Genomic DNA, 11,601 nt, shown 5'->3' on the forward strand with positions numbered 1-11,601 from the left:
TGTCCTGTGGTAACACAGGCATCGACTCTAATTGTAGGAGAGATGGTAGGGGACACTCTGCCATCGACTCTCTAACTACACTCATACATGATGTTGACGGTTGACGGTTCACTGTTCACTGTTGACAGTGAACAGTCAACAGTGAACAGTGAACTGGAATTTACTATTCCGATGCTAACGGATTTGATATAACAACCAACCACTAACTAATGACTAATGACTAATGACTAATGACTAATGACTAATGACTAAGGACTAATGACTAATGACTAATGACTAAGGACTAATGACTAATGACTAATGACTAATGACTAATGACTCATGACTAATGACTAATGACTAATGACTAATGACTCATGACTCAACGCGCCACCTGCCGCATATATTCCCCCCACAACTGAGCGGCATTTGAACTACCTCCCCCAGTCGGAGAATTATCATCATTTCCCAACCAAACGCCAGTCACGAGTTGCTGACTCGGAATATAACCGACAAACCACAAATCTCTATTATCATTAGTCGTGCCTGTTTTTCCAGCTTCTCCCAACCCCAAAGCAGCACTGCTACCCGTACCTCCCCGCACCACACCTTGCAGCATATCAGTCATCGTATCCGCTACGGCTTCCGAAACTAACTGCCGATTGGCAATGCCATCTTTTTGATACTCATAAATCACCCGGCAACTGTTAAAATCATTTCGATCTTTGCAATCGCTGCTGTCAATAATTCGCTTAATTACGTGGGGACGATTGCCCAAACCCCGATTGGCCAAAACCCCGAAAGCGCCCGTTAATTGCAATACATTAACTTCACTTTCACCTAATACTAAACCTGGGTTAGAACGCAGTTCCGAAGTAATTCCCAAACGTCTTGCCATTCCCACTACCTTGTCTAAACCGACATCTTGTGCAATTCTCAAAGCAACTGCATTTTCCGACTGTGCTAAACCCCGATACATATCAGCATTACCGCTGGTTCTTTCGCAGCCGCTGTAACTTTGTCCGCCCCAAGAAAGGGGGGCGCAAGAATAAGTTTTATCGGGTGAGATTCCCTGTTCCAGGGCTGCTGCATAGCTGAAAATCTTAAATGTAGAACCGGGCTGTCTCAAAGCTTGGGTAGCCCGATTAAATTGACTTTTCAAGTAATCTACGCCCCCAACTAAAGCTAAGACTTCCCCGGTTGTACTATTGAGAGTTACCACGGCTCCTTGAGAAAAGCCAGCACTTGCTCCGGCATTTTCAACAGCATTTCTGAGGGAAGCTTCAGCTACTTTTTGCAGACCAGGGTTCAAACCTGTTTCTACAATAAAATTGCCTTCTCTGGCTAACTGCTCCCCCAGCAAAAACTCCAATTCGTCAAATACATAACTATAGAAATAAGGAGCGATCGTACTTTGCAGATATTGGCGGGCTTTGGGATTGATCTCAATTCGCGATCGCCTCGCGCGATCGGCTTCTTCCTGAGAAATCGTCCCCAGTGCCCGCATCCGTTCGATCACTCGATCGCGATACTGCACCGCCAACTGATAATTTTGAATCGGATTAAAACTGTTTGGCGCAGGCAAAATGCCGGCCAAAGTTGCCGCCTCTGACAAAGTTAAATCCTTCGCAGACTTCCCAAAATAAAACCGAGCCGCATCCTCAAAACCGTAAAGGTCAATTCCCAAAAACACGCGATTCAAATAAGTCAGCAACAGCTCGTCTTTGCTGTAATAATTCTCCAGTTTCAACGCAACTACAGCTTCCCGTAACTTGCGCCCTGCCGAATCTTGAGTTCCCACATAATCTCGAAACAAACTCCTCGCTAACTGCTGCGTCACAGTGCTCCCGCCTTCGCGAATTCCTCCCCCGCGAACATTGGTCAAAAGCGCGCGCAAAACTCCGATCGGATCTACCCCCAAATGCCAATTGTAGCGGCTGTCTTCCGAAGCAAGTACCGCCTTGGATAAATAAGGCGAAAAATCCTGCAATTGCTTTAATTCTAAGTGAGCGTTATTCTGAGGAGGACGCAGCGGAGTTTGCCCATCGCGGGCGTAAACAATCACGGGGCCATTAATACTTCTCGGCAGAGGTCGCACTTGAAACTTGGTCGATTCCATGCCTACCAACACGCCAATCAAAGCGGTGATTCCGCTGACGCCGTAAAAGCTGTAACGCACAAGTTGCACATACCAAGGCGGCGGATATACATACTGAATTCTGACAGCGGCGGCTAGTTCCGGCGGCCCTAAAGTGAACACGTCTCCGTGACGTAGGGACATACTTTTAACTCGCCTTTTGCCATTGTAAATGCCGTTTGTGGAGTCTTCATCTTTGATGACAAAAGGAGTCCGCCGCCGAGTATCCCGCGACAGGGATAAGTGTACGTGACTGACAACGGGATTGCGAACTACTATATCTGAAGATTTGGACGATCGACCTAACAAATATCGATCGCCCAACAGCGGATAAACCTCAGCTTTAGCTGCACCCGCATCCTGCACCCACAGTTCGGGTACTTTGGCATTAGGTTTCAGCGCTAGCTGGTTAAAATTAACCTTAGCAATAGTCTGGACTGCTTGGGTAATCGCACCCAAGACGGTTTGAGGTTTGCGGGGCGGCGGCGGTGGGGTCATATTTCGCTGTGCACTACGATCGAGCGATCGGCTCTTGCACCATTCTACTCGCAACTTTTGGCTAATTTCACGATCTGCCCCATAGAAGGAGGCGAGCGTCGGCTACTGGCGATCGATTTTGGGGTTATTGGTGAACCCGGAAGGCGAGCCGTTGATTGAGCAAATCTCCATCCAGCCACAACAAATCCCGATCTCACCAGGAAATTAAATTATCATAAACTTGCCCAAAAATTAATACTTTCGATAACATTTATAGCGGTTCTCAAGCGTGGTGAGGTATGGGGTGAGTCCTATGCCTATGCCCTATGCCCTATGCCCTATGCCCTATGCCCGCGAGAGCACCTCATGTTACTGAGAAAGGCTATACCAGATTTACCAACACAATTCGCCTAATAATTAAAACCCCCCTTTTTCAAGGGGGGTTAAAAGCCGAAAATCAGCTTGATTCTCCTTACATCGAAGAACCCAAACCGGCATAAGCACCGTAGAAGAAAAGACTCACAATGCTCAGAACACCGAGACCTGCGACAGTAGCTACCAGCCACAAAGGAATTCTGCCACTTTCACTAAACATAGCCATCACCTCACTAATTTACAGGTAAACAAATTCGATCGAACTATCGAAAGCCAACTCAGACACCAGTTAATTAAAGAAATAACTGGAGAACAAAATACCCAAAACAAAAATCAGCAACAAACCCAAATACAAAGAAGTCCGGTTTAACTCAACAGGCTGCTCGTTGGGATTAGGAACGCGCTCAGGCATTGTAAACTCCTATCGTTGAATAAATTGCATTGCTGCGATCGCGCCCAAAAAGAAAATTGTTGGGACACCTAAAGTATGAACTGCCAACCAGCGCACCGTAAAAATCGGATACGAAATTGGCTCATTATTTGGGGTTCTACTCGTCATTTTTCCAAATCCTTGTTAAATTACTTGGCAATGAACTGATCTACTTGTTTCTTAGCTTCAAAGCGATCCGAGATGATCGGCACTTCTTCCCGCTGCGGTGTGAAATACTGGTTAGGGCGAGGAGTTCCGAAAGCATCGTAAGCCAAACCCGTTTGCACAAACAGCCATCCAGCAATAAACAAAGCCGGAATGGTGATGCTGTGAATTACCCAATAACGGATACTTGTAATAATGTCCCCAAACGGACGTTCTCCCGTTGTACCAGCCATTTAGAATCCTCCTTTCAACAACAAATTGACAGACAATCTCTATTACTATTCTACTATCAAGCAGCTTGCGCTGAACCTTGATATTTAAGTAGAGTACCGCTCGCGCCGATCACAAATCCGCGATCGGGGCCCATAAAGACAATCCTGTAAAAATTAGCGGGAACATCTTCTACTTCGCGGTCTTTTAGCCAAGTTTTCCCGCCGTCCAAACTGCACAGCAAATTGCCGCCGCCGCCGGCTACCCAAACTTCATTATCAGTCCGGTAAGCCATGTCCAGCAAACCCCAACTCGCCTTGCGATCGGGAAAAAACGGTTTTCCCCAACCTTCAGGATTGGACGGGTCGCTAAACTGAATCTGACCGCCGCGGGCGAGCATCCACAAACGCCCGTCCTTGGTAAAGCCCATATTTTGCAGGCGGCGAGAACTATTGCGGTTGTGAGGTTCCCAAGCTTCTTGTCCGGGTTTCCACACCGAGTAGAAATTGCCCTTCGAGGAAACCGCAACATACTGCCCGTCTTCAGAACGGTTGATATTGCGAACTACCCCAAAAGAATCCTGCACGACAGCTTTCCAATTTTTGCCGCCGTCAGAAGTCCGGTAAATCGCCCCGACATCGGTCGTCATCTCGGCGGAATTCGGGCCCAAAGCCGCGATCGTACTCGGAGAACCGGGCAACTGAGAGCTCAAAGCAATCCGCGTCCAAGACTTGCCCTCATCGTTCGTGTGGAGCAAAACCGAAGGCTGGCCGACAATCCAGCCTTCGGAACCAGAAAAACTCACCGACGCAAAACGCGACCTCGGATCGTCGATATCCAGTGCTATGGACTTCCAGCTAGTACCGCCGTCGAGCGTTTCCAGCAGAGTAGCCTCAGAACCAACAACCCAGCCGTGCTGAGGATTGCCCGTAAAAGCAATATCCTGCAAATTAGCTTCCGTCGGCAAGGAAATCACTTGCCAGGGGTTGTAACTCACAGAACCGATGGTGCTGCAACTCGTACAGATGAGCGCAGCGGCCAATAACATTACAATTCGTTGCCAAAATCTCACAATCGTTTTACTGCAAACCATACATACTAAGTAACAACAAGAAACCAACGACCAAGCCGCCAAAAATCAGCAAACTTTTCTGACCTTCGGTCATGCCGTTGACACCGACACCGTAGCGCTGATTTGCCTTAAATCCCGATACCCCTTCCATCTGACCGAGATTTTGAAACATCGATTTGCGCGCCCCGCAAACGGGACACACCCAAGTCGGGGTCACATCTGTAAAAGCAGTGCCAGGGGCAATTGCATTTTTAGGATCGCCTTTTTTAGGATTGTAGACGTAGCCGCAGGCTCGGCACTCGTGCCGATCGAGGGTATTAGTCTCCGTGGCTCGATCGCTCATAAAATCTCTAGGAGTGTTGAAACCGCGTACCTTGATGGTCACGTATGAAACAGGACGCTGAATAAATTCAGAGTCCCCGAAAGGGGTTGGATAAGTAGAGGAGTAGTGCTTATCCATTTCCCTGTATGCCGGGAAGCGCCTTGCTACTCCAGTAATGTGAGCTTCGCCAATGTTATCGGTCGGTACTTTCCCAGAGACACTTCCTTAACCCCTTACAGATGTTTAATCCCTAGGTTACAGAGCAAGGAACTAGCTACGGATTCCTTGGTGTGAACTTGAACTCTTGCCGATAACGTAGCCCCGAAAGGGGACTGAGGCCGATCAACTTGGGGCTTCAGTTTTTATGCCCGAAGCCCGCGACTTGCCGTCGGGGGTAGTTGACAGCTCAAAAAGAGTAGGTAAGCTAATCTTAAAATATACATTAAAAATTATTGCAGAAGATGGAGGATTAATCTCAACTAACTCGTAATTTTAGCTACCCACAATCTATATAATGTAAAGACTAAGTTACAGAACCCTTTCACCTAGGCAGTAATTATTCACCGTGTTTGCACTCAGCGGCTACGAGTATTTCTTAGGCTTCCTGTTAATTTCCAGCCTAGTCCCTATCCTCGCCCTCACGGCGTCTAAGGTACTGCGGCCCAAAAGTCGTCCCTACGACCGCCGCACTACCTACGAATCCGGCGTCGAGCCGATCGGCGGAGCCTGGATTCAGTTCAACATCAGATATTATATGTTCGCCCTCGTCTTCGTCATCTTCGACGTAGAGACCGTCTTCCTCTATCCTTGGGCGGTTGCTTTCAACCAGCTAGGACTGTTGGCTTTCATCGAAGCCTTGTTTTTTATCACGATCCTCGTTATTGCTCTTGTCTATGCATGGCGCAAAGGAGCCTTGGAATGGTCTTAAGTTCTGACAAATCACAAAAATCTCTAATTGTCAACCCCGCAGAGCGCCCGCAAGTCACATCCGAATTATCAGAGAATGTCATCCTAACTACGGTTGATGACCTCTACAATTGGGCGAGACTTTCGAGCCTGTGGCCGCTGCTTTACGGTACCGCTTGCTGCTTCATTGAATTTGCAGCTTTGATCGGATCGCGCTTTGACTTCGACAGATTCGGCTTAGTACCGCGATCGAGTCCCCGGCAAGCCGACCTGATCATCACCGCCGGCACAATAACCATGAAGTACGCCCCCATCTTGGTGCGGCTGTACGAACAAATGCCGGAACCCAAATACGTGATCGCGATGGGCGCTTGCACCATCACCGGCGGAATGTTCAGCGTAGACTCCACCACAGCAGTCAGAGGCGTTGACAAACTGATTCCCGTAGATGTGTACATACCCGGCTGTCCCCCCCGCCCAGAAGCGATTATTGACGCAATTATCAAACTGCGGAAAAAAATCGCCAACGATTCTATGCAAGAACGGGCCAATCTGCTGCCAACCCACCGCTACTACACCAGACCCCACAAAATGAAAGTAGTAGACGACATTTTGGACGGCAAATATTTGTCAGTTCCCGGCCGGATGGCGCCGCCCAAGGAATTGACGGAAGCAATGGGAATGCCAGTACCACCGGCCCTGCTTGCAGGACAAAAACAGGAGGTAAACCGTGGCTGAGCAAGAATCTGCAATTGTTGAAGCCGGGAAGGTTTCCCAGTGGTTGACTCAGAATGGGTTTGAACACGAAGCTTTAGCGGCCGATAATTTGGGGGTGGAGATATTAAAGGTCGATCGAGAATTCCTAATTCCGATGTCAACAGCACTGTATGCCTACGGGTTTAATTATATGCAGTGCCAGTGCGCCTACGACCAAGGGCCGGGAGAAGATTTAGTCAGCGTTTACCACTTGGCTAAGCTGACAGATAATGCTTCGCACCCCGAAGAAGTCCGCGTCAAAGTATTCATTCCCCGCGAAGATCCGAGAGTACCATCAGTCTACTGGATTTGGAAAGCAGCCGACTTTCAAGAGCGGGAATCCTACGATATGTACGGCATTGTCTACGAAGGACATCCGAATCTGAAACGGATTTTGATGAACGAAGATTGGGTAGGCTGGCCACTGCGGAAAGATTACATTTCCCCTGATTTCTACGAATTGCAAGACGCTTATTAAGGGAGTTTTGCGAGGGCGGGTTTAGAGCGTAAAATTGGACTTTTGCAGTCTAGTTTTATGCAAAACCCGCCCTCTGTTTTTTGCCTAATTTTGATTAACTGCTTCCTAGGCTCTGCCTGGGAACCGATGCCCAGAGGCTCTGCCTCGTTGGCTGGGAATAATAGGAATACAGCACGACAAGGATTTTGACTTCGACTTAGAACTTTGAGTTTGACAATATTTTCAATACAATGAAATTAACAGATACCATAAGAATTAGTTTTTAAGGAAGTATAGCTAAGACTCTGACATCAAACGGAAAAGCAGCCATAATCCGTACAGAACGGGGACTCACTATCGCAGAAACTCGCATCACGGTATACGATATCATGGACTACTAGAATGCTGGATGGACGCCTAAATTAATTCCAGGATGGCTCCGTTTGACTGAAGAAAAACTCAATGCAGCACTATCCTACATAGAGGAACATCGCAGCGAAGTTGAAGCCGAATATCAAACCGTGCTGCAAACATCTGAGGAAATTCGAGAGTATTGGGAAGAAAAAATCGATCTCGCTTTGCCCGCATTGCGGCGATGCCTCCTAAGCCGGGACAAGAAGCTATTCGGGCTAAAAGCCAAGCTGGGCATCACAGCATGAATTTTTTGATTGACAACAATATTGAAGGCTTGCAATTCTTTTGTTGGGGACTATTAAAGCAGGGTTGGCTGGAAATTGTACCCATCTAATTTGTGATGTTTAAACAGGTTGGATTAGCTATAAATGCGAGCGATCGCGTTGTCTGGAAATTTGCCCAAACAAATCAGATGATTCTCTTAACTGCTAACCGCAGTATGAAAGGTATAGATTCTCTAGAACAGACAATTCAAGAGGATAATACTGATAATACACTCCCTGTCATTACGATTGGTAATACAGCTCGAATGACTAATTTTGAATACAGAGAGCGATGCAGCATTCGTTTGCTTGAAATCCTACTTGACTTCCATAACTACATGGGTGCAGGTCGTCTTTTTATTCCTTAACCAGTCAGAGCAACCATACGCATCCTACAGTGAGTGGACAAACAAAAGCCTGTTGCAGTATAATTAATATCCCTACCTGTATTATATGGCAAATTCAGTATAATTAATACTTATACAGCCAGCGACCAAAGATTTGTCGCGGAGGTTGTTTGAGTATTCTTAGTAACAAATAAAAAGGACTGGAGCGATCCTCTGTCTGTAGAACACATCGCTGCACTCGAACGCCGAGAGGTTAACTGCTGCGGGTTAGCTAAACGGTTACACCGCTAAGCTATCTGTGGAGGCGCAACCGGAAAGTTGATGGTGGGGTGCAATCGCCTAGCGAAAAGTTTTAGGCTAATTCTTCCGCTTGATTATAAAAAACCTCGTATTTACTACAAAGCGAACCATTAATCTGCAAAAGCCTTGTGGCAAAAGCAAGTGGGAGTTTTATGCAGCGTGCGATCGCCAAGAAACTATGGATTTGAGGGTTAAATGGCACTTCCTGTTTTGGGTTGTGGTAGTCGGGGCGAAGCCGTCTTTGCTTGGCAGGCTTTAATGTTGAAGCAATTCATGTAATTAAATTTTGGCCTAAGCACAGTCAGATCCGGAATCCTTATTTAAGATGTGTAGAAATTAATATCTGAACAACTTCACTTAATACCAAATCCGGGCGTCTTAATGTACAGGCCCTGAAGTATAGTTTTGTTGCGCTAGTTGAAAGCTAAATCGGAAATTACTGATTCAGCTTATTTATACATATTGTATTTGCTTATGAGGTGAATTCCATGAGATGGCTGCGGAACTTCCTTATCCCTATTTTGCTATGTTTTATAATTTTTAGCATTCAACCAGTCAATGCTATTTCATTTAAATGGCTAACTAAAATTGGTAAATATGCAGATGATGTACCTATTACAAACACGACCAAGGTACATATTCCTAAAACATTTAAGTATTTCACGCCTAAACCGAATCAGATCGGATTATATTTATCTCGTCAGTCTAACAATCTATATGAGTTATCGCTGTCTAGTGGAAAAGTTTTAGTAATCAATACTGAAAAAACGTCTTTTGCAGATGAGTTATTATCTGTGGTCAAAGGACTTCAGGAAAAACCACATTTATTTGTAACAGAAGATGTTTTTTTTGAAAAATATGATATTTTTTCCAGATTAGAGAAAATTGAAAATTTATCAGTTGTAAAAGGTGATGATACCGTATTTCATACGCAACGCATTAAAACCATTGATGGTTTTGAGCGTGTCATACAATTTCCTCCAGGTCTTACCTTTGGTGTAAAAAGTTCAACGGAAATTGACAATGCAATTTGGTCTATGGCAAAACCTCTAAAGAAGGATTATCTGCGGGTAATCTCTTTATTCGATCCTGATGATTTGGACATCACAAACCTCTTCAATAATGCTGCTAAAAACGTTAACATTACTTTTGATAAAATACTCAAAAATAGTATGGGTTTTACATTAAGCCATTTAAAAGATAAAATTGTTTTTATTGTGGGTCACATAGAAGATAAAGCGTTTGTGGTTCAACGTGCTGATGGCAGCATTGTAGCCAAGTTTCCGATCTCTATTTTGGACCAGGAAGCCAAAAAATATAACGTAACATTAATTCTCTTAGGCTGTGAAGCAACAAGTGTTTCAAAAGCAAGCGGGTTTGTTAAACCTGTTCGTGACGTAGTAGTTGCCCAAAGAATTGAGAAAGCACTAAAAGCAGAAAACTATGGTCAAATGCTCTCCGCGCTAGCAACACCAGAAACTCCGATGATTGTTCGTTCAGCGGTCGCAGATCAGGTCAGGTTAATCATTGAGATTTCTATCTCGCAATATCTACGAACTGTAGGAAGAATTTTTACACTCACATATAGACCTACCACAATCCTTGCGGTAGCTGAGTCTGGGTTATTTCCTTGGCTAAATTCTTTAGTCGTTCTCTATGTTTTGTCTATCTTTACATTTAAAAAGACTTGGCGTCAATTCAAACAAAAGTGGCCTACACCTAGAACTAATCCACCAGGATTTCAGAGTTTGCTCTATCAAGTATTACGAATAGCTGTGTTCATTGTTTTACTTCCATTATTTACTGCTTTGATATTTTTATGGCTATATTTTGGTATTACATGGTGGCTTCAATTTCGTTAGATTTTTTGGGTGCGATCGCTTTTTTTTTAAACCAAAATACTGAAATTGGAGAATATATATGGGACAGATGGGTAAAGGTATCAAAGTTAATGCACTCGTAGACGCATTAAATCGCTATCAACCAGAACAATTGGATAAGCTACGTCAACAATATCCAGAGCAAAGCGAATTGTTGGCTCTTGGGCAACTGATGGGTGAAGTAAATCCTGACACTATTCTTGTTGCTAAACTTGCTATTATGACCTTGAGGGCAATCAAAACTCCTGGTAGGAATATCCTCAATCGGTTACGCCGACGACTCAGACGCGCCAGAAAAATTCGTCTGATGGGTAACATTGTTACTGCTATTAGTAGTGCTGGCTTAATTTCAGCGGTGCTGGTTGAGTCGAAAGGTGCTGCCATCGCGAGTGCGTTAATTAACTTAGTATCTTCTGTTAGCCTCTTGATTTCACAGCATTTGGAGTCGTCCTCTTTGGGAAACCAGAACGGTCTTCAGGAGCTATTTGACCAGTTAGTTGAGGCAGTTGTAGATATTGAAGACTTAGAGTCAAAGCTTACTGTCGCTCTCAAAACTCAAGATAACGAAGACGAGTTATTAAGACTTGCTCAAGAAGCTAATGCCCTAGTAGCTCAAGTCCGCAAAGTTGAATTAATTATTGGCTCTTGAGGAGTCTAACTTCATAATTACACGGCGATCAGTTATTGGTGGAGACGGTAGTTTCAAGATTTCGCTGATGCTTCCGTGCAGAGGCGATCGCGTTTGGTGATAGAGGCGCGATCGCCTTTACGGGATTTTGGTTGGCAGATGCTATGCGATTGCGTATCGAGTAAGTCAAGCAATGTAAAAAAACATCTCATTTTTTAGATCAAATTGTGTCAGTTGGGGTTCAAAACTCGCACCTCGTGCGCGTTTTCTGGTAAAACCACATACGTGCCTTATTTTCCTAGCTGCGATCGCTCTAATAATTGAAACATATCGAAGTTTCTACGTCAATGCTCCCAAGCGATCGATCGAGCGCCAGCTTAGCCTAGTAGGTTGTAAAGTATAAGGGGGTTCTTCCTTACTTGGTATGCTAAATCAATAGCTAAATCAGTCAAAAAAATTGAAAAAATATGTCAAAATATCAAT

Annotated in this window: 15 protein-coding genes; 7 read left to right on the forward strand and 8 right to left on the reverse strand. The window is 45.0% G+C overall.

What is annotated here, in order from left to right:
* Window positions 1–361 precede the first annotated feature (361 nt).
* The 7 genes from QUB06_RS32525 to QUB06_RS32555 all read right to left on the reverse strand — a co-directional run bounded on the left by QUB06_RS32525 (window position 362) and on the right by QUB06_RS32555 (window position 5,188).
* Window positions 362–2,614, reverse strand: a complete 2,253-nt coding sequence (locus tag QUB06_RS32525; protein WP_333438796.1) for a PBP1A family penicillin-binding protein — start codon at window positions 2,612–2,614, stop codon at window positions 362–364.
* Window positions 2,615–3,065: 451 nt separating this feature from the next.
* Window positions 3,066–3,188, reverse strand: coding sequence for a photosystem II reaction center protein J (locus QUB06_RS32530; RefSeq protein ID WP_006635506.1), 123 nt, complete (start codon window positions 3,186–3,188; stop codon window positions 3,066–3,068).
* Window positions 3,189–3,257: 69 nt separating this feature from the next.
* Window positions 3,258–3,380, reverse strand: coding sequence for a photosystem II reaction center protein L (locus tag QUB06_RS32535; RefSeq protein WP_015176850.1), 123 nt, complete (start codon window positions 3,378–3,380; stop codon window positions 3,258–3,260).
* A 9-nt stretch (window positions 3,381–3,389) separates the two neighbouring features.
* The gene (gene psbF, locus QUB06_RS32540; protein ID WP_006635504.1) at window positions 3,390–3,527 is read right to left on the reverse strand and encodes a cytochrome b559 subunit beta; all 138 of its coding nucleotides are present in this window, start codon (window positions 3,525–3,527) and stop codon (window positions 3,390–3,392) included.
* A 20-nt stretch (window positions 3,528–3,547) separates the two neighbouring features.
* On the reverse strand, window positions 3,548–3,796 hold the full coding sequence (gene psbE, locus QUB06_RS32545; RefSeq protein ID WP_006635503.1) for a cytochrome b559 subunit alpha: 249 nt from the start codon (window positions 3,794–3,796) through the stop codon (window positions 3,548–3,550).
* Between the two features lie 56 nt (window positions 3,797–3,852).
* Window positions 3,853–4,866 (reverse strand): photosynthesis system II assembly factor Ycf48, encoded by a 1,014-nt coding sequence (locus QUB06_RS32550; protein WP_333070732.1) that lies wholly within the window; start codon window positions 4,864–4,866, stop codon window positions 3,853–3,855.
* Complete coding sequence (locus QUB06_RS32555) at window positions 4,853–5,188, reverse strand: rubredoxin (protein WP_333052113.1); 336 nt, start codon at window positions 5,186–5,188, stop codon at window positions 4,853–4,855. The genes QUB06_RS32550 and QUB06_RS32555 overlap by 14 nt, the downstream gene beginning before the upstream one ends.
* Before the next feature lie 544 nt (window positions 5,189–5,732).
* Here QUB06_RS32555 and ndhC point away from each other — a divergent pair.
* From ndhC to QUB06_RS32590, 7 genes are all read left to right on the forward strand, one after another.
* A complete protein-coding gene (gene ndhC, locus QUB06_RS32560) occupies window positions 5,733–6,095 on the forward strand; it encodes a photosynthetic/respiratory NAD(P)H-quinone oxidoreductase subunit C (RefSeq protein WP_006635500.1) in 363 nt (120 codons plus the stop codon).
* Window positions 6,086–6,811, forward strand: coding sequence for a photosynthetic/respiratory NAD(P)H-quinone oxidoreductase subunit K (ndhK, locus tag QUB06_RS32565; RefSeq protein WP_333438790.1), 726 nt, complete (start codon window positions 6,086–6,088; stop codon window positions 6,809–6,811). The genes ndhC and ndhK overlap by 10 nt, the downstream gene beginning before the upstream one ends.
* Window positions 6,804–7,307 carry an NAD(P)H-quinone oxidoreductase subunit J gene (locus tag QUB06_RS32570; protein WP_333378418.1) on the forward strand — a complete coding sequence of 168 codons (504 nt, stop codon included), beginning with the start codon at window positions 6,804–6,806 and terminating at the stop codon, window positions 7,305–7,307. Before ndhK ends, QUB06_RS32570 begins: the two co-directional genes overlap by 8 nt.
* A 422-nt stretch (window positions 7,308–7,729) precedes the next feature.
* On the forward strand, window positions 7,730–7,945 hold the full coding sequence (locus QUB06_RS32575; RefSeq protein ID WP_333438791.1) for a hypothetical protein: 216 nt from the start codon (window positions 7,730–7,732) through the stop codon (window positions 7,943–7,945).
* Between the two features lie 95 nt (window positions 7,946–8,040).
* Window positions 8,041–8,331 (forward strand): ACP S-malonyltransferase, encoded by a 291-nt coding sequence (locus tag QUB06_RS32580; protein WP_333438792.1) that lies wholly within the window; start codon window positions 8,041–8,043, stop codon window positions 8,329–8,331.
* Between the two features lie 767 nt (window positions 8,332–9,098).
* Complete coding sequence (locus tag QUB06_RS32585) at window positions 9,099–10,472, forward strand: hypothetical protein (RefSeq protein ID WP_333438793.1); 1,374 nt, start codon at window positions 9,099–9,101, stop codon at window positions 10,470–10,472.
* Between the two features lie 58 nt (window positions 10,473–10,530).
* A complete protein-coding gene (locus tag QUB06_RS32590) occupies window positions 10,531–11,139 on the forward strand; it encodes a hypothetical protein (protein WP_333438794.1) in 609 nt (202 codons plus the stop codon).
* 28 nt (window positions 11,140–11,167) lie between these two features.
* Here QUB06_RS32590 and QUB06_RS32595 read toward each other — a convergent pair whose 3' ends face one another.
* Entirely contained in the window at window positions 11,168–11,308 is a 141-nt protein-coding gene (locus QUB06_RS32595; protein WP_333438795.1) for a hypothetical protein, read from the reverse strand.
* Window positions 11,309–11,601: the final 293 nt, after the last annotated feature.

Source organism: Microcoleus sp. D2_18a_D3, assembly GCF_036702455.1.
Lineage (GTDB): Bacteria > Cyanobacteriota > Cyanobacteriia > Cyanobacteriales > Microcoleaceae > Microcoleus.